This window comes from Aurantiacibacter sp. MUD11, assembly GCF_026967575.1.
Lineage (GTDB): Bacteria > Pseudomonadota > Alphaproteobacteria > Sphingomonadales > Sphingomonadaceae > Alteraurantiacibacter.
This window is the reverse complement of the sequence record NZ_CP114054.1, coordinates 333,244-350,156: the sequence shown is the minus strand read 5'-3', so window position 1 is coordinate 350,156 and position 16,913 is coordinate 333,244. Positions and strand designations below refer to the sequence as shown.

At 63.7% G+C, this 16,913-nt stretch carries 17 protein-coding genes; 9 read left to right on the top strand and 8 right to left on the bottom strand.

Features of this window, described 5'->3' with window-relative positions:
- Positions 1-2: 2 nt before the first annotated feature.
- The 4 genes from OZN62_RS01765 to dusB form a co-directional block, all read right to left on the bottom strand.
- Positions 3-2,231, bottom strand: coding sequence for a sensor histidine kinase (locus OZN62_RS01765; protein ID WP_269100991.1), 2,229 nt, complete (start codon positions 2,229-2,231; stop codon positions 3-5).
- Positions 2,232-2,300: 69 nt separating this feature from the next.
- Positions 2,301-3,710: a sigma-54-dependent transcriptional regulator gene (locus OZN62_RS01760; protein WP_269100989.1), complete on the bottom strand. Its 1,410-nt coding sequence runs from the start codon at positions 3,708-3,710 to the stop codon at positions 2,301-2,303.
- A 12-nt stretch (positions 3,711-3,722) separates the two neighbouring features.
- Positions 3,723-4,787, bottom strand: a complete 1,065-nt coding sequence (locus OZN62_RS01755) for a two-component system sensor histidine kinase NtrB (protein ID WP_269100987.1) — start codon at positions 4,785-4,787, stop codon at positions 3,723-3,725.
- The gene (gene dusB, locus OZN62_RS01750; RefSeq protein WP_269100984.1) at positions 4,784-5,800 is read right to left on the bottom strand and encodes a tRNA dihydrouridine synthase DusB; all 1,017 of its coding nucleotides are present in this window, start codon (positions 5,798-5,800) and stop codon (positions 4,784-4,786) included. Before dusB ends, OZN62_RS01755 begins: the two co-directional genes overlap by 4 nt.
- A gap of 83 nt (positions 5,801-5,883) precedes the next feature.
- Between dusB and OZN62_RS01745 the strand changes: the two genes are divergently transcribed.
- Positions 5,884-7,053, top strand: coding sequence for a bifunctional 2-C-methyl-D-erythritol 4-phosphate cytidylyltransferase/2-C-methyl-D-erythritol 2,4-cyclodiphosphate synthase (locus OZN62_RS01745; RefSeq protein WP_269100982.1), 1,170 nt, complete (start codon positions 5,884-5,886; stop codon positions 7,051-7,053).
- Positions 7,050-7,547 (top strand): CinA family protein, encoded by a 498-nt coding sequence (locus tag OZN62_RS01740; RefSeq protein ID WP_269100981.1) that lies wholly within the window; start codon positions 7,050-7,052, stop codon positions 7,545-7,547. Before OZN62_RS01745 ends, OZN62_RS01740 begins: the two co-directional genes overlap by 4 nt.
- Here OZN62_RS01740 and OZN62_RS01735 read toward each other — a convergent pair.
- Together OZN62_RS01735 and lipA are read right to left on the bottom strand one after the other, a co-directional pair.
- On the bottom strand, positions 7,508-7,969 hold the full coding sequence (locus OZN62_RS01735; RefSeq protein ID WP_269100980.1) for a type II toxin-antitoxin system RatA family toxin: 462 nt from the start codon (positions 7,967-7,969) through the stop codon (positions 7,508-7,510). The genes OZN62_RS01740 and OZN62_RS01735 overlap by 40 nt on opposite strands.
- Entirely contained in the window at positions 7,969-8,913 is a 945-nt protein-coding gene (lipA, locus tag OZN62_RS01730; protein ID WP_269100978.1) for a lipoyl synthase, read from the bottom strand. The genes OZN62_RS01735 and lipA overlap by 1 nt, the downstream gene beginning before the upstream one ends.
- Before the next feature lie 83 nt (positions 8,914-8,996).
- Between lipA and OZN62_RS01725 the strand changes: the two genes are divergently transcribed.
- From OZN62_RS01725 to OZN62_RS01700, 6 genes are all read left to right on the top strand, one after another.
- On the top strand, positions 8,997-9,971 hold the full coding sequence (locus OZN62_RS01725; protein ID WP_269100976.1) for a sodium-dependent bicarbonate transport family permease: 975 nt from the start codon (positions 8,997-8,999) through the stop codon (positions 9,969-9,971).
- Positions 9,972-9,976: 5 nt separating this feature from the next.
- Positions 9,977-10,285 (top strand): P-II family nitrogen regulator, encoded by a 309-nt coding sequence (locus OZN62_RS01720; RefSeq protein ID WP_269100973.1) that lies wholly within the window; start codon positions 9,977-9,979, stop codon positions 10,283-10,285.
- Positions 10,285-10,926: a carbonic anhydrase gene (locus OZN62_RS01715; RefSeq protein WP_269100969.1), complete on the top strand. Its 642-nt coding sequence runs from the start codon at positions 10,285-10,287 to the stop codon at positions 10,924-10,926. The genes OZN62_RS01720 and OZN62_RS01715 overlap by 1 nt, the downstream gene beginning before the upstream one ends.
- Positions 10,927-10,975: 49 nt before the next feature.
- Positions 10,976-11,686, top strand: a complete 711-nt coding sequence (locus tag OZN62_RS01710; RefSeq protein ID WP_269100965.1) for an NYN domain-containing protein — start codon at positions 10,976-10,978, stop codon at positions 11,684-11,686.
- A 62-nt stretch (positions 11,687-11,748) separates the two neighbouring features.
- Positions 11,749-12,549: a DUF1206 domain-containing protein gene (locus OZN62_RS01705; protein ID WP_269100961.1), complete on the top strand. Its 801-nt coding sequence runs from the start codon at positions 11,749-11,751 to the stop codon at positions 12,547-12,549.
- A 37-nt stretch (positions 12,550-12,586) separates the two neighbouring features.
- A complete protein-coding gene (locus tag OZN62_RS01700; RefSeq protein WP_269100960.1) occupies positions 12,587-13,330 on the top strand; it encodes a MauE/DoxX family redox-associated membrane protein in 744 nt (247 codons plus the stop codon).
- On the opposite strand, the gene OZN62_RS01695 is transcribed toward OZN62_RS01700, so the two are convergent.
- Positions 13,331-13,840: a hypothetical protein gene (locus OZN62_RS01695; RefSeq protein ID WP_269100959.1), complete on the bottom strand. Its 510-nt coding sequence runs from the start codon at positions 13,838-13,840 to the stop codon at positions 13,331-13,333.
- Entirely contained in the window at positions 13,840-15,654 is a 1,815-nt protein-coding gene (mutL, locus tag OZN62_RS01690; protein ID WP_269100958.1) for a DNA mismatch repair endonuclease MutL, read from the bottom strand. Before mutL ends, OZN62_RS01695 begins: the two co-directional genes overlap by 1 nt.
- Positions 15,655-15,837: 183 nt before the next feature.
- On the opposite strand from mutL, the gene OZN62_RS01685 reads away from it, so the two are divergent.
- Complete coding sequence (locus OZN62_RS01685; protein WP_269100957.1) at positions 15,838-16,884, top strand: rod shape-determining protein; 1,047 nt, start codon at positions 15,838-15,840, stop codon at positions 16,882-16,884.
- Positions 16,885-16,913: the final 29 nt, after the last annotated feature.

The window sequence follows — 16,913 nt, the reverse complement described above, 5'->3', positions numbered from 1 at the left end:
ACTCATTCGGCTGCTTCGCTGCGTTCGCCCGGTTCCTCCGGGTGGATTGCAAAGCGCAAGGTTGCGCGGGTGCCGCCTTCGGGCAGCGAAGCGAATTCGAGGTCACCGGAGTGCTCCTCGACAATCTTCTTCACGATCGCGAGGCCGAGGCCGGTGCCCTTCTCCCGCGTGGTGACATAGGGTTCGATGACATTAACCCCGCCTTGCGGCAGGCCGACGCCATTATCGGTGACGTCGATGTGCATGTGCTCACCGTGGATCGACATGGCCACGTTGATCCTGGCTCGCCAGTCTGCCTCGGCATCGGGGATCAGCGATTCCACTGCTTCGGCGGCGTTCTTGAGAACATTGGTCATCGCCTGCCCCAATTGGTGCCGATCACATTCGATGGGCGGGATCTCGCCCTCGACGGAGAAGCCGTAGCTGATTTCCGGATGTGCGACTTCCTGCAGGAACAAGGCTTGCCGGACCAGGTCGACGGCGTCCTCCTGGCGGAAGACAGGCTTGGGCAGGCGTGCGAAGCTGGAGAATTCGTCGACCATCTTCCTGAGGTCGCCAACCTGCCGGATGATGGTGCCGGTGAGCTCATCGAACAGCTCGGTATCCTTCTCGATCAGCTTGGAATAGCGCCGCTTGAGGCGCTCGGTGGCGAGCTGGATCGGCGTCAGCGGGTTCTTGATTTCGTGCGCGATGCGCCGGGCGACGTCGGACCATGCGGCCTGGCGCTGGTCGAGCAGCTGTCGGGTAATGTCCTCAAAAGTGATGACGTGACCTTCGGTCGCCGGCGCCAGTTGCACGGCCAGGGTCAGCAGTTCCCCGCCGCGGCTGATCTGGATGATCTCGCTTTTGGCACCTTCGTCCACCAGTGTGGCAAGCTGCGGCGCAACCTCTGCCAACGGCATTTCCACCGGCACCGGTCCTTCGCTATCGAGCAACAGGCGCTGGGCCGAGCTGTTCATCAGCAGGATCCGCCCTTCCCCGTCGATGGAGACGATACCGGCGGTGATGGATTGCAGCACCGCCTCGATGAAGGCCCGGCGCTCATCCAGCTGCTGGTTGGCGCCGATCAGGGCATCTGTTTGCCGTTCAATCTGCGCCGACATGCGGTTGAAGGCGCGGTTGAGCAGACCGATCTCGTCCGGCCCGGTGCGCCCCTCGACGCGCATGGCATAGTTGCCGGCACCGATTTCCTGCGCCGCGTCGGCCAGGTCCGCCAATGGCTTCACCTGTCGGTCGGCAAAGCGCAACGCCGCCCACACCGCCAGGGCAACCAGCGCGAGCGAGACCCCGAACAGCGCGAAGTTGAACTGCAGCTGCAATACCCGCGCCCGCTGGGCCAGAGCTTCGTAACTTTCCACCACGTTCTGCGCGCGCTGGTACTGCGAAAGCGCTTCAGCATCGGAATCCCGCGCAGCATAGAGGTAGAGGCCGAGTGGACGATCCAGCACCACCACCGCCTCTGTGCGTTCCTCGGTCGCCCGCACAAACACGGCTTCACCGCCCTGCAGCCCTTCCACCGCATCGGCCGTGATGCGCTGGCGTTCCATATCCTCGTCCGGATCGGCGATGACGATGACGCGGAATTCGCCATCCTCGGCCTGTTGCAGGATAGCGCTCTCGCTCAGCTCGCGATTGAATACCTGGAGGAAATACTGCTCCTGGAATTCGACACTGGCCATGTTCATGAATTGCAGGAAGAAGCGCAGATCGCTGGCCATCGCCAACGTGTTGTCACCCACGGCGCGCTGGTTCTGATCGTAATAGCCACGCGCAAGGTCATTCGCATTGTCGAGGATTCCGCGAGAATCGTCACTGAACCAGAATTGCACGCCCGACTGGAACAGGATCGACGCGAACACCGCCACGAAAAGCGTCGGGATCGCCGCCAGCAGAGAGAAGAAGAACACCAGGTTCACGTGCAGGCGACCGGTGGTACCCCCTGCCCTGCGCTTGGCAATTCGGCGACCCCAGAGGACGATCAGCCCAAGCGCCGGCAACAGAGTGCCGACCAACATTGCCGCAGCCTGCCATGACGGCACCGGCTCGCCGTCGCTCGGCCTGCCTGACAAGGTGAGCCAGACGGTCAGCACCATGATGGCAAGCGCAACGTAACAGGTAATTTCGAGCCAGAAGAACAGGTTGATCCGGCGCGCGGTGACGGCCGCCTGGCGCAGCAGGCGCGAGCGTTTCGGCGTTACCGATACCGCGTCAGGAAGTGGCTCAGAAGACACGTTGCAAGCTTACAACAGTGCTGTTGCACTTCCGCAAGAGAAAACTGCCAGCCATCCACCAACAGGTGCTTAGCCGCGCGCGAAACCTTCCGGATCGATGTCCAGCTCGGACAATCGCTTGCGCAGGGTATTCCGATTGATTCCAAGCAATTGGGCCGCTCTCACCTGATTGCCGGAGGTCTTCGCCAAGGCATGGCGGAAAACCGGCTTTTCCAGCTCGGCAAGAGCGCCATGGTAGAGGTCGCCATCGGCAAATTCTGACCGTTCAAGCCAGCGAGTGATTGCCCCGCCGAGGTCCATTCCGCTTTCGTCGGGCTGGGCCCTTTCGCCCTCGTCCAGCAACGAACAGACGGTTTCGGCATCGATCACGTCCTCGCGCGCCAGTAGCGCGGCGCGAAACACGAGGTTGCGAAGTTCACGCACGTTTCCGCGCCAATACTGCTCCGCCAGCAGTTTCGCAGCATCGTTGCCGAGCGTGCGTTTCGGCAACCCCTCCGCCGCCGCCAAAGTGAGAAAATGCCGGGCAAGCGGTGCAATGTCGTCGGCCCGATCCCGCAGCGGCGGCAGCTTTATGGGCACGACATTGAGGCGATAGTAGAGGTCCTCACGAAAGCCACCTTCCGCGATCAGCGGCATCAGGTCACGATTGGTCGCGGCGATGATCCGCACGTCGACCGCGATTTCCTCGCTGCCGCCCACGCGCCGGATGCGGCCCGACTGCAATGCGCGCAGCAGGCGGGTCTGCGCTTCCGGCGGCATGTCGCCGATTTCGTCGAGGAACAGCGTGCCCCCCTGTGCCTGTTCGAACTTGCCGATGCTGCGCGAAGTCGCGCCAGTGAAGGCGCCCTTCTCGTGCCCGAACAACTCGCTCTCGATCAGCTCGCGCGGGATGGCGGCGGTGTTGACCGGCACGAACGGACCGGACTTGCGCTTGCCGAGCTGGTGGATCGCCTCGGCCACCAGTTCCTTGCCGGTGCCGCTTTCGCCCAGCACCAGCACCGTCAGGTCGTTATGCAGCACGCGGGTGATGAGGCGATAGACCTCCTGCATGGCCTGACTGCGACCGATCAGCGGCAAACCGTCGGGCGGCTCGCTATCCTCGCCCGTCTTTGCCTTGCGCGATTCCGCCGCCTGACAGGTGGCGCGAACCAGTTCGTCGAGGTCGAACGGCTTGGGAAAGTATTCGAAGGCGCCGCGATCGGTGGCGCGTACAGCAGTGTCGAGCGTGTTTTGCGCGGAGAGGATGATCACCGGCATGTCCGGGTAGGTGTCGCGGACGACTCCCAGCGTCTCGATACCGTCGCCGTCCAGCAGCATCACGTCGGTCAGCATCACGCTGTATTCGTGTTCGGCCAGCGATTCATCGCGGCAGGCGACGGTATCGCAAGTATCTACGGTGAAGCCCTCATCCTCCAGCGCCGCACGGATCACCGTGGCGATGGCGTTATCGTCTTCGACCAGCAAGGCGCGGCGGCTCATGCTCTTCCCTCCTTATCGCGCCATCGGCAGGTGGACGCGGAAATGCGTCAAGCCTGCCGCTTCGTCGCGTTCGTGGCTCACGCGTCCGTCCATGTCGCGCACCAGCTTCTGCACCAGGGCAAGGCCAAGGCCCTGCCCGTTGGTCTTGCTCGACACGAACGGCTCAAAAATCTCGTCGCGAATGGCGGGGTCGATGCCCGGCCCATTGTCGCTGACGGTAATCTCGATCGGCAGTTTCACCGGTCGGCCGAGACGAATGACATTCATCACCAGCCCGCTGACAAAGCGCGTCTGGATGGTGACCTGCGGGGCCACGCTTTCAGCGCAGGCATCGCGGGCATTGGCCATCAGGTTGACCAGCACCTGCACCAGCGCGCCTTCGTTGGCGAGCACCGGCGGTAGCGAGGGATCGAATTCCTCTTGCCAGGCGATAGCATCGTCGCTGGCGATCTTCACGGTCTCGTAGGCACGATGGATCGCCGCGTGCAGGTTGACCGGCTGCACCGGCTCCGCCCGTTCCCGGCCAAGGCGCTGCATACGGTCGATCAGCTGGGCGATGCGATCGACCTCGTCCGCGATCAGGTCGGTCAGCGGTTTCTGAACCTCACTCGCCTTGCGGGCGAGCAGTTGTGCCGCACCGCGGATGGCGGCCAGCGGGTTCTTGATCTCGTGCGCCAATACCGCCGGGCCACGTAGCGTGCCGCGACGCTCGTAATCCTCAAACCGCTCGCCCTGCATGGCATCCGACAAGGTCAGCACGCGCCAACCAGACTGACCCTGCACGGTCGAGACCGTCAGGTTGAGACGCAGGTCACGATTGCCGACCCTGGCGTCGATCCCGCGCGCGTAGAGCTGGGTATCAGGCACGCTGAGGCGGCCGGCCAGGTCAGCCTGATTGAAGGCAATCACCTCCAGCAGCTGCTTGTTCAGCAGACGCCGGGCACTGAGACCCAGCAGGTTTTCGGCCGCCGGGTTTACTTCGCGAATTTCGAGATCAGGAGAGAGCAGCAGCAGCGCAAAGCTCAGCCCGTTGATCTGTTCGCGCGCGGCGGGGAGCGTGCGATCGACCTCGTTCACGCGGCCCGTCGCCGCAGAAACGGCTCGTAGAACCGCTCCAGCTCACCCAGCACCTGCTTCGGATCGTCGATGAAGTTCACCTTGTTGCGGAACTCCGCCGAGCCATGCATGCCCTTGGTATACCAACCCAGGTGCTTGCGGGCGATCTTCACGCCAACGTCCGCGCCGTAGTGCTCAAGCATCTCGTTGTAGTGCTCGGTGACGGTTTCGTACTGGTCGTCGAAAGTGGGGCTCTCCAGCTTCTCGCCGGTGCGCCACCAGTGCATCACCTGGCCCAGCAGCCACGGCTTGCCATAGGCACCGCGACCGATCATGAGCCCGTCCGCGCCGGACTGCTCCAGGGCCTTTGCAGCGTCGGGGATCGAACAGATATCGCCGTTGACGATAACCGGGATCGACACTGCCTCCTTCACCTTGCGGATGTAGCTCCAGTCGGCGCTGCCCTTGTACATCTGGTTGCGCGTGCGGCCGTGGACGGTGATCATCTTCACGCCCAGGTCCTCGGCAATGCGACTGAGTTCGGGGGCGTTGAGGCTGGCATGGTCCCAGCCCATGCGCATCTTCACCGTCACCGGCACGTTGACCGCCTTCACCGTCGCTTCCATCAGCTTGGTCGCCAGCGGCACTTCGCGCATCAGTGCAGAGCCAGCCAGCTGGCCCACCACCTTGCGCACCGGGCAACCGAAATTGATGTCGATGACGGCCGCGCCGTTGTCCTCCTGCAGCTTGGCCGCTTCGGCCATGCTCTCCGGATCGCAGCCGACCAACTGCATCGACACCGGCTCTTCGGTTGGGTGCCACTCTGCCTTCTGCACCGACTGGCGCGTTTCGCGGATGGCCGCCTCGCTGGCGATCATCTCGGTGACGTTGAGGCCCGAGCCATAGCGGCGCACCAGCGTGCGGAAGGGGCGATCTGTCACCCCCGTCATCGGCGCGAGCACGACCGGACAGTCGATCCGCACGGGACCGATATCGATCGGCTTGATCGCCGGAGGGGTGGGAAGTTCGCTCATTCTCGTAAACCGTGCCTAAAATATAGGCAGGCGCATAGTGGATTGCGAGGGGCGGCTCAAGCCGCTAGCGCGCCTGTCGCAATATGAGTGACCAGCTCCCTCCCCCTGCCCCGTCCATTGCCGCTGTCATCGTGGCCGCCGGCAAGGGCCTGCGTGCGGGACAGCCGTTGCCAAAGCAATTCGCGCCTTATGGTGACAGCACCGTGCTTCGCACCGCAGCCGAGCACCTGCGCGCAGGCGGCGTCGGCCTGATCTGTGTGGCGATCCCGGAGGGCGCAGACGACCTTGTGCGCGGCATGTTGCGAGGGTTGGAACCTTTTGTCCTCGTAACGGGAGGCGAGACGCGGCAGGAATCGGTCTACAAGGCACTTAACAGTGCATTTGCAGACCCTTACCCCGACATTGTCCTGATCCATGACGCTGCGCGTCCCGACTGTCCGCCTGACGTGATCGAACGGCTGGTTGCGGCTTGCGGCGACCGCGTCGGTGCCATTCCCGTCCTGCCCGTCGTCGATTCCATGATCGTAGCCGAAGACGGCAAGATGGCTGACAAGGCGGATCGCGAGAGCCTGCGCCGAGTGCAGACCCCGCAGGCCTTCACTTTCCTCGACGCCGTCTTGGCGCATAATGGATGGGAGGGCGCGAAGACTGCCGGAGACGATGCCCAGGTCGCCCGGGCTATCGGTATCGAGATTGCTCTCGTCGACGGCGACGAACGGCTGCGCAAACTGACATTTGCAGAGGATTTCATGAACGATACTGCCCCTGCCCTGCCCGTGCGGATCGGCTCGGGCTACGACGTGCACCGGCTGGCCGCTGGCGAGGAACTGTGGCTGTGCGGAATCAAGATCGACCATGACAAGGGGCTCGCCGGACACTCCGATGCGGATGTCGGCCTGCACGCGGTAGTCGATGCCGTGCTCGGTGCGATTGCCGCTGGAGATATTGGGCAGCATTTTCCGCCCAGCGACCCGCAATGGCGCGGCGCGCCGTCTGCACGGTTCGTCGAACATGCCGTGAAACTGGCCGATCAAGCCGGGTATGCCGTGGGCAATGTCGACCTTACCCTTATTTGCGAAGCTCCCAAGATCGGCCCCCACCGCGAAGCCATGCGCGCGAAGCTGGCGGAACTGCTGGGGGTCGCCGTGAGTTCTGTCAGCGTGAAGGCGACGACGACAGAGAAGCTCGGATTCACCGGGCGCGGCGAAGGCATCGCGGCACAGGCCGTGGCAACGCTGGTGGCGCGGCCATGACCGACGCACTGCTTCCTGAAGATATCCTCGTACTCGCCCGCAAGGTAGTCGAGGAAAACAAGGCCGCCGGCCGCAAGATTGCCTTGGCGGAAAGTTGCACCGGTGGACTGGTCGCCTCCGCGCTTACCGAAGTCCCTGGCAGCTCCAAGGTGTTCGATCGCAGCTTCGTCACCTATTCCAACGAGGCCAAGCAGGACATGCTTGGCGTCGAAAGCGACATCCTTGAGACCTTCGGCGCTGTCTCCGTCGCCTGTGTCTACGCCATGGCGCGCGGTGCGCTGGAGCGCAGCGATGCGGACGTGGCCGTGGCGATCAGCGGCATTGCCGGACCTGGCGGCGGGTCGGATATCAAGCCAGTTGGCACGGTCGTTTTCGCCCGCATGGTGCGCGGTGAAGAGGAACCGACTGCCGAAGAGAAGCTGTTCGACGACAACGGCCGCTCGGGCGTGCGTCGTCAGGCGACGCTTTGTGCGCTGGAGCTCTTGTTGCCGTAAAGCTCTTCCGCTCGCGCTTCGAAGGCGGTTACCATCTTGCGGAAGGCGCGGTCGATATACTGGCCCGCCAGCGTTTCGAACATGATGTTCTTGAAACTGAAATCGACCGCGAATTCGATCTCGCAGCAATTCTCGCCGCAGGACCGGAAAGTCCAGTTGTTGTCGAGGTCGCGCAGCGGCCCGTCGATATAGTGGACATTGATCGAGTTCGGACGATCCTTCACCACCTTGGAGGTGAACTTCTCGCGCAGGGCCTTGAAGCCGACCAGCATGTCCGCCGTCATTTCCGTGTCGCTGTCGCGCCGTACGCGGGTGGCGACGACCCACGGCAGGAACTCCGGGTACTTGTCGACGTCGGCCACAAGGTCGAACATCTGCTCTGCCGTGTAAGGCAGGCGGTGCGTTTCGCGGATCGAGGGCATCAGGCTTTCGCCTGCTTCGCCAGTTTCGCCTCCCGCGCAGCCTTCATCTCGGCGAAGTCGTCACCGGCGTGGTAGCTCGAACGAGTCAGCGGGCTGGAGGCAACCTGCAGGAAACCCTTGGCGCGGGCGATGGAACCGAAGGCGTCGAAAGCCTGCGGCGTAACGAAGTCTTCCACCTTGGCGTGCTTCGGCGTCGGCTGCAGGTACTGGCCCATGGTGATGAAATCGACATCGGCGCTGCGCATGTCGTCCATCACCTGATGCACTTCCAGGCGCTGCTCGCCCAGACCCAGCATGATGCCGGACTTGGTGAAGATCATCGGGTCGTGCCGCTTCACCTCTTCCAGCAGGCGCAGCGACGCGTAGTAGCGCGCACCCGGCCGGATGGTCGGGTAAAGCCGCGGCACGGTTTCCAGGTTGTGGTTGTAGACGTCGGGCCCGGCCTCGCAGATGGCTTCGACAGCCTCGCGCATCTTGCCGCGGAAGTCCGGCGTGAGGATTTCGATGGTAGTATTCGGCGTCTCGCGGCGCAGCGCCTGGATCACTTTGACGAACTGGCCGGCGCCGCCATCGGGCAGGTCATCGCGGTCGACGCTGGTGATGACGATGTGCTCCAGCCCCATCTGCGCGGCGGCGATGGCGGTGTTCTCCGGCTCTAGCGGGTCGACCATGCGGGGCATGCCGGTCTTCACGTTGCAGAAAGCACAGGCGCGCGTGCAGACGTCGCCAAGGATCATTACCGTGGCGTGCTTCTTCGTCCAGCATTCGCCGATGTTGGGACAGGCCGCCTCTTCGCAAACCGTGTTCAGCTTCAGGTCGCGCATCAGCTTGCGCGTCTCGTGATAGCCCTTGCTGACCGGGGCCTTCACGCGGATCCAGTCGGGCTTGCGCTGGCGCTGCGGGCGCTCGCCTTCGGGCTGCGGCGTATTGGAGAGGTCTGTCATTTCGCCGCCCACTTAGGCAAGCAAGGGGGATGGCGCAATGGTGTGTCTTGCAGGTCATAGACCGTTAGCCTAAGCGCCGCTGCATGGACTCGACCGCACTCCAGGCGCTGACCTCACCCGTCGTCTTGTTCTTCGTCTTGGGATTGCTGGCCGCTTTCGCCCGATCCGATCTCGCCATCCCCGAAGCCATAGCCAAAGGCATGTCGCTCTACCTAATGGCCGCCATCGGCCTGAAGGGCGGTATCGAGGTCGCTGAATCGGGTCTGGACGGTACCGTTCTTGCCGCCCTGGCGGCGGGCATCGGGGCCGGCTTCATCATGCCGATCTACGCCTACTGGGTGCTCAAGGGCTTCGGAAAGCTCGACAGGACCAACGCCGGCGCGGTCGCCGCGCATTACGGTTCGATCAGCGTCGTCACCTTCGTTACCGCAGTGGAAATCCTCAGCGCGCAGGGCCAGCCGCCCGCCGGCTTCATGGTCGCGGTGATGGCCTCCATGGAAAGCCCGGCCATCCTTGCCGGTCTGCTACTTGCCCGAGGTCTTGGCTCCAAGGACGGGCGCAGCGGCAAGGAAATGCTGCACGAGGTGCTGTTCAACGCCTCGGTCGTGTTGCTGCTTGGTGCCTTCGTGATCGGCATGATCGCCGGGCCGACCGGTTTTGCCGACGTTCGTCCGTTCTTCGATGGACTGTTCAAGGGCATCCTCTGCCTGTTCCTGCTCGACATGGGCCTGATTGCGGCGCGCCGCATCATGGACAATCGCGCCGTTACCTGGCGCCTGGCGCTGATCGCCATTGCCCTGCCGCTGGTGAATGGCGCGATCGGCACGGTCCTTGGTGTCGGCATCGGTCTCGACACCGGCTCTGCCGCGGCACTGGGCGTGCTCTGCGCCAGTGCGAGCTACATCGCCGTGCCTGCCGCCATGCGCCTCGCCCTGCCGGAAGCCGACCCCGGCATCTACCTGACCATGTCGCTGAGCATCACGTTTCCCTTCAACGTGCTCGTCAACATCAGCCTGATCAGCATGCTGGCCGCGGCATTGACCGGCGCAGGAGGCTAATCGCCATGATCGAAACCGTTATTCGCAAGCGCATCGAGATCCTCGCCGACGCCGTGCAGGCGCGGAAGGTCACTGACGCGATCGACAAGGTCGGCATCACCGGCTGGACGATCACGCCCGTCACTTCGGGCAAGGGCCGCGAGGGGCGCTGGCGCGAAGAGCGCGTGATGGGCACGGACAAGGTCTTCGTGTTGACCGTCGCATCGCAGGAAAAGGCCACCGCCCTTGCGGAACTGCTCGCACCGATCCTGACCAGCCATGGCCTGCTGCTGACGATGTGGGATGTCGAAGTCATTCGGGGTGAGCGCTTCTAGTGCCGGAGTTCAGCGAACTGCTGAAGGGCTATCGCCGCTTCCGGGCAGAAGGGTACCCCCGCCAGCGGGCCCGTTACGATCGGCTCGTGGCGGAGGGTCAGAGCCCCAAGCTGATGATCATCGCCTGTTCCGACAGCCGCGTCGATCCGGCGCAGATCTTCGACGTCGATCCGGGCGAGATCTTCGTGGTCCGCAATGTCGCCGCGCTCGTCCCGCCGTTCGAGACCTCGCCGGGCCAGCACGGGGTTTCCGCCGCGCTGGAATTTGCAGTGAACTTTCTGGAGGTGCGCCAGATCGTCGTCATGGGACACGGCATGTGCGGCGGCTGCAAGGCTGCCTTGACGCAGGAAATGCACGGCTGCCGTCCCGGCGAAGGCGGCTTCGTGGCGGACTGGATCAGCCTGCTGGACGAGGCCCGCGAGCCGGTGGCGAAGCAATTCGGCACCGAAGGTCGTGAAGCCGAACGGGCGATGGAGCTTGCGGCGGTGCGCGAGAGCCTGAAGAACCTGCGCACTTTCCCTTGCGTGCAGCAACGCGTCGCCGACGGTTCACTGAAGCTGCGCGGCACCTTTTTCGCGATTTCGGAAGGCGTGCTCTACCATCTGGAGAACGAGAGCGACGAGTTCGAACCGATTGAATAGGCCAGCCCTGCCCTTGCGCTCCAACAAGCGCAGCGCCATGTGTTGAGCCATGCCTGAAGCCGCACTCAAGAACATCGCCCTGCTGATCGACGCCGACAACGCCAGCCATGCTGGTATCGACCCGGTGCTGACGGTGCTCGCCGAACTGGGGCAAGTGAACATCCGCCGCGCCTACGGCAACTGGGCCAAGCCGGCGCTGTCCAACTGGAACAAGATTTCCCATCGCTACGGCTTGCAGCCGGTGCAGCAGTTCGACCTGACCAAGGGCAAGAACGCCACCGACATCGCCATGACTATCGATGCGATCGACCTGCTAAATGCCGGCAAGGTCGATGGCTTCGGCATCATGAGCAGTGACAGCGATTTCACCCCGCTGGTCACCCGCCTGCGACAGGACGGGCTGATCGTCTACGGCTTCGGCAGCGACAAGGCCCCCGAAGCCTTCCGCACGGCATGCACCCGGTACATCGATGTCGATAAGCTGATCCGCACCTCTTCCGACGAGAGCGGCGGCAAGCAGTCCGAGGCGATCGACGCCGAACTGATCGAACTGCTGGGTGCGGCATGGAAGGCCGCCAGCCGCGACGACGAAGGGTACGCACGCCTGCACGAGGTCGGCCAGATCGCCGGCAACCGTTCCAGCTTCGACGTGCGCAACCACGGCTTCAAGCGCCTGTCGGACCTGATCCGCGCCGCTGACGACAACTTCAAGCTGGAACGCCGCGAGGACCAGCAGCTCTACGTCAAGCGGCTGCGCTGACGGGCACGAATTGCGGCGTCGGACATTGCTATCCCTGAGACAGACAGGGAGCAGGCCGCGCGATGGTCGACAAGTCCGAGAAGTTCAGCCAGCTCGTGCGAGTTGGCTATTTCAGCCGCGCCATCCTCTATTCGGTGGTCGGCCTGATCGCCCTCACCAGTGCGGGAAAGATTGCCGCGGGTACTGACGGCGCCTTCCGCGCCATCGAGGATTTCCCTGCCGGATCGCTGGTGCTGTGGCTGATGGTGGTGGGCCTCAGCGCCTACGGCCTGTTCCGCCTCGCCAGTTTCGCTTTCGATATCGAAAACCAGGGCGCCGACACCGTCGGTTGGGCCAAGCGCATCGGCCATGCCGGCAGCGGCATCGGCCATTTTGCTCTCGCCTATGCCGCCTTCGAATTCGCCACCACCGAGGGAAGCTCAGGCCAAGACAGCGCGCAGGCAGCTGCTTCCGGTTTGCTCTCGATGGAATTTGGCGGACTTGTGTTGGGACTGCTGGGCTTGGCTTTCTTCCTTGCCGCGCTCGACCAGGCAAAGAAGGGCATCACCGGAAATTTTATGCATCGCATCCTGTCCGGGGCCCCGCGCTACACGCGGCAGCTTGGCACGGTGGGCTACCTCGCCCGCACTATCGTCTTCGCGATTATCGGCTGGTCGCTGGTCAATGCCGGCATGATGTCCGGCGGCAGCGAACAGGTGCTTACCCTTGGCGATGCTGTCGCCACGCTGGCGGGCAATGGCGCGGTGTTCACCCTGGTTGCTATCGGCATGATTGCTTTCGGCCTGCTGAGCCTGATCCTGGCCCGCTACCGGTGCATTCCCGATCTCGATCCGGAAGGCCGGATTCCCTCCTTCAGGGCGTAGGTTGAAATATACCCCCTAGGGGTATAAGTCTGCGCTGATGCAAAAGGTTGCCCGACTATACCGAATGGTGATGCCGAAGCACGTGTGTCCCTACGGACTCAAGGCCAAGTGGCTGCTTGAGCGCAAAGGGTTCACGGTGGAAGATCACCCGCTGACGACGCGTGAGGAAACCGACGCGTTCAAGGCGGAGCACGATGTCGCCACGACGCCGCAAGTCTTCATCGCTGGCGAACGCATCGGGGGATACGACGCATTGCGCACGCATTTCGGCAATCCGCCGAAAGCCGATGGTGAAACCAGTTACACGCCCGTCATCGCGGTATTCGCCGTCGGGCTCGGCCTTGCCCTCTCGCTCAGTTGGTGGAGCCTTGGCACCCCGATGACAATCCGCGCGGCAGAGTGGTTCGTGGCCTTCAGCATGGCCATGCTCGCCATGCTCAAGTTGCAGGACGTGGAGAAATTCTCCAGCATGTTCGTCGGGTACGATCTGCTGGCGCGGCGCTGGGTGCCCTACTCCTATCTCTACCCGTTCCTGGAAGCGCTGGCGGCGATCCTGATGGCGGGTCACCTGCTGCCCTGGCTGTCGATTCCCGTCGCCTTCAGCATCGGCACGATCGGGGCGGTCAGCGTGTTCTACGCGGTGTACATCCAGAAGCGGGATATCAAGTGCGCCTGTGTGGGCGGCAGCGGAAACGTACCGCTGGGTTTCGTCTCGCTGACGGAGAACCTGGCGATGATGGCAATGGCCATCTGGATGCTGGCCCGGTACGCGCTGGCGTGATCAGGCGCCGCAGTTGACCGTGCCGGAACCCTGGTAGACGACCCGGTCCCAGCGATCGCGCAGCCAGATCGTGCCCTCGTAATTGATAGCGCCGCCGTCGCCCACCTGCTCGCCGCTCGCCTTGTCCTCGATATTCAGACGCAGTGAGTATTCGCGCGCGTTGTAGAGTGACCAGGTCTTGGCAGGCAGTTCGCGCGCCCCGGGATCGGCGGCGAAGCGCATCATCTCGCCATTGATCTTCATATAGGCATCAACCTCGCGGGCGATTACCCGCGCGCCCATGCTGGTGCCGGGCGCATAGGCGCAGGACAGCCCGAACAGGTCGTTGGCCTCCAGGTCCGGGTAGAGGATCGCGTCGGGCACCACTTCGACCAGCGGCGGCTCGACACTGTTGGCCTCGCGCACGCGCTCAGCAATGCGTTCGTTTTCCGCAGCCTGCTCTTCCGGCGTCAGCTCCCTTTCGCAGGCGGTCAATGCCAGTGCCGCGCAGATTACGATCGGCCAGCGCATCAATGTCTCCCGAACAGCTTTTCGACGTCTTCCATCGACAGTTTTACCCAGGTTGGACGTCCGTGATTGCACTGCCCTGAACGCGGCGTGCTTTCCATCTCGCGCAGAAGGGCATTCATCTCTGCGACGTTCAGCGGCCGCCCTGCCCGTACGGACCCGTGGCAGGCCATGGTGGCAAGGACGTGCTCGATCTTCTCGCCAAGCAGTAGCGAGGAACCGTGCTTGGCCAGGTCGTCGGCAAGGTCGGTCAGCAAGGCCTCGGGATCGGCACGTTTCAGCGTGCCGGGCACGGCGCGCACCAGCATGGCGCCGGGGCCGAAGCGTTCGATCACCAGCCCGAGCGGGGCAAAATGGTCGATCTGCTCTTCCAGGCGGTCGCAGGAAGGCTCGTCCATTTCGACGACCTCGGGCATCAGCAAGGCCTGGCTGGCGGCGACCTTGTCGGCTGCCCCTGCTGCGCGCAGGCGCTCGAGCACGATCCGTTCATGGGCAGCGTGCTGGTCGACGATGACCAATCCATCCTTGGCTTCGGCAACAATGTAGGTGTTGGCGACCTGGCCGCGGGCGATGCCCAGCGGATAGTCCTCGGCTTCCTCTGGCAAGGCCTCGGCGGCTTCTGCCCGGCCCTGCGGCGCAGCCAGCGTGTCCGCCATGGTATCCCAGGCAGTGCGGGCCTCGGCAACGCGCGTCGGCGACGGCTGCGACCAGTCCCGTCCGGAGGAGATCGAGCGCATTGCCGGGGCCGGCTCGTCGCGCGTCGGCTCGACTTGCCAGCGGCTCATCGCGCCACTGTCAGGCGCCTGTGCGCTGCGGCGGTCCCCGGTGGAGAGCGCCTGCCGCAGCCCGCTGACGATGAAGCCGCGTACGGCCTGCGCGTCGCGGAAGCGCACTTCGGTCTTGGCGGGATGCACGTTCACGTCGACATCGGCGAAAGGAATCTCGAGGAACAGCGCCAGCACCGCATGGCGATCGCGTGCCAGCATGTCGGCATAGGCGCCGCGCACCGCACCAGTCAGCAGACGGTCCTTCACCGGGCGACCGTTGACGAACAGGTACTGGTGATCGGCAATCCCGCGGTTGTAGGTCGGCAGGCCCGCGACACCGCTCAGGCGCATGACGCCCTCGCCCGAGGGCCGCTCCAGCTCGATTTCGACGCCGTTGTCGGCCAGTTCGCGGGCGACGATCTGGGCAACGCGTGCGGTCACCTCTTCGCCGGGCTGAACCTGGAAGATGCGGCGGCCCCCATGCTCGAGGGTGAAGCCGATATCAGGCCGCGCCATGGCGAGGCGTTTTACCACATCCTGGCAGGCGGCGTACTCACTGCGCGGCGTGCGCAGGAACTTCCGACGCGCGGGGATCTTGCCGAACAGGTTCTCCACCCGCACCCGCGTTCCCGGGGGCAGTGCGGCCGGACCTTCCTCGACCAGTGCGCCGTGGTCGACAACGCGTTTCCAGCCCTGTTCCGCACCCTGCGGGCGGCTTTCGAGCGTCAGCCTCGAAACGCTGGCAATCGAGGGAAGCGCCTCGCCCCGGAAGCCAAGCGTCGCCACCTGCTCGATAGCCTCATCCGGCAGTTTCGAGGTCGCGTGCCGTTCCAGCGCGAGCGACATCTCCTCCGGTGACATGCCGCAGCCGTTATCGGTAATCTCGATGGACCCCAGCCCGCCGTCGACAATCGAAACGCTGATCCGCGTCGCCCCAGCATCGATGGCATTCTCCACCAGTTCCTTGAGCGCGGAGGCCGGACGCTCCACCACTTCACCCGCGGCGATGCGGTTAACGAGGGTTTCGGGAAGGCGGCGAATTTGGGGCATCCGGCCATACTATCGACCGCTTGTCGTATTTTCGAGGCGAACCGGGGCAAAAGCGCCCCTTTGTCGACAAATTTTTTGGCCTTTCGCGGCATGTCAGGTTACAGAGCGCCACCTTTCGTAAAACCTTGGGTTGCTACGCGGAGTCCCTGCAGCAGCACGCTTATCTAAAATACGGATTTCCCGATGAGTTCTTTCTTTTCAAATCTCTTCAAATTCGGTTCGCAGAACATGGCCATCGACCTTGGGACGGCCAACACGCTGGTTTACGTGCAGGACCGCGGCATCGTGCTCAACGAGCCCTCCGTCGTCGCGATCGAGACGATCAACGGCGTGAAGCGCGTCAAGGCAGTGGGCGATGATGCAAAGCTGATGATGGGCAAGACGCCCGACACGATCGAGGCCATCCGCCCGCTGCGCGACGGCGTGATCGCCGACATCGAGATCGCCGAAGAGATGATCAAGCACTTCATCCGCAAGGTGCACGGCAAGCGCACGCTGCTGCGTTATCCGGAGATCGTGATCTGCGTTCCCTCGGGTTCGACCTCGGTCGAAAAGCGCGCTATCCGCGACGCCGCCAGCAATGCCGGCGCATCGGAAGTCTTCCTGATCCTCGAACCGATGGCCGCTGCCATCGGCGCCGACATGCCGGTGACCGAGCCGGTCGGCTCGATGGTGGTCGACATCGGTGGTGGCACGACCGAGGTGGCGGTGCTGTCGCTGCGCGGCCTGGCCTATGCCACGTCCGTGCGCACGGGCGGTGACAAGATGGACGAAGCCATCGTTTCCTACGTCCGTCGCCACCACAACCTTTTGATCGGTGATTCCACCGCAGAGCGCATCAAGAAGGACTACGGTGTCGCCACCGTGCCCGAAGACGGCGTTGGCGAATCCATCATCATCAAGGGCCGCGACCTGGTGAACGGCGTCCCCAAGGAAATCACCATCAACCAGGCACATATCGCCGAGGCCCTGTCCGAACCGATCGGTGCCATCGTCGAAGGCGTGCGCATCGCGCTGGAGAACACCGCGCCCGAACTGGCAGCCGACATCGTCGACCAGGGCATCGTGCTGACCGGTGGCGGCGCGCTGATCCGCGGCCTGGACGATCACATCAAGGAAGAAACCGGCCTGCCGGTCAGCATCGCCGAAGATCCGCTCTCCTGCGTTGCCATCGGTACCGGCAAGGCGATGGAAGACCCGATCTACCGCGGCGTTCTGATGTCGGCATAAACGAGGGATAGCAGGAGGAGCCGGCGGTT

Coding starts and splice junctions, on each gene's coding strand:
- lipA (WP_269100978.1), bottom strand. CDS start 8,913: ATGACAGACCTCTCCAATACGCCGCAGCCCGAAGGCGAGCGCCCGCAG.
- OZN62_RS01725 (WP_269100976.1), top strand. CDS start 8,997: ATGGACTCGACCGCACTCCAGGCGCTGACCTCACCCGTCGTCTTGTTC.
- OZN62_RS01710 (WP_269100965.1), top strand. CDS start 10,976: ATGCCTGAAGCCGCACTCAAGAACATCGCCCTGCTGATCGACGCCGAC.
- OZN62_RS01685 (WP_269100957.1), top strand. CDS start 15,838: ATGAGTTCTTTCTTTTCAAATCTCTTCAAATTCGGTTCGCAGAACATG.
- mutL (WP_269100958.1), bottom strand. CDS start 15,654: ATGCCCCAAATTCGCCGCCTTCCCGAAACCCTCGTTAACCGCATCGCC.
- OZN62_RS01740 (WP_269100981.1), top strand. CDS start 7,050: ATGACCGACGCACTGCTTCCTGAAGATATCCTCGTACTCGCCCGCAAG.
- OZN62_RS01760 (WP_269100989.1), bottom strand. CDS start 3,710: ATGAGCCGCCGCGCCTTGCTGGTCGAAGACGATAACGCCATCGCCACG.
- OZN62_RS01695 (WP_269100959.1), bottom strand. CDS start 13,840: ATGCGCTGGCCGATCGTAATCTGCGCGGCACTGGCATTGACCGCCTGC.
- OZN62_RS01720 (WP_269100973.1), top strand. CDS start 9,977: ATGATCGAAACCGTTATTCGCAAGCGCATCGAGATCCTCGCCGACGCC.
- dusB (WP_269100984.1), bottom strand. CDS start 5,800: ATGAGCGAACTTCCCACCCCTCCGGCGATCAAGCCGATCGATATCGGT.
- OZN62_RS01735 (WP_269100980.1), bottom strand. CDS start 7,969: ATGCCCTCGATCCGCGAAACGCACCGCCTGCCTTACACGGCAGAGCAG.
- OZN62_RS01700 (WP_269100960.1), top strand. CDS start 12,587: ATGCAAAAGGTTGCCCGACTATACCGAATGGTGATGCCGAAGCACGTG.
- OZN62_RS01745 (WP_269100982.1), top strand. CDS start 5,884: ATGAGTGACCAGCTCCCTCCCCCTGCCCCGTCCATTGCCGCTGTCATC.
- OZN62_RS01705 (WP_269100961.1), top strand. CDS start 11,749: ATGGTCGACAAGTCCGAGAAGTTCAGCCAGCTCGTGCGAGTTGGCTAT.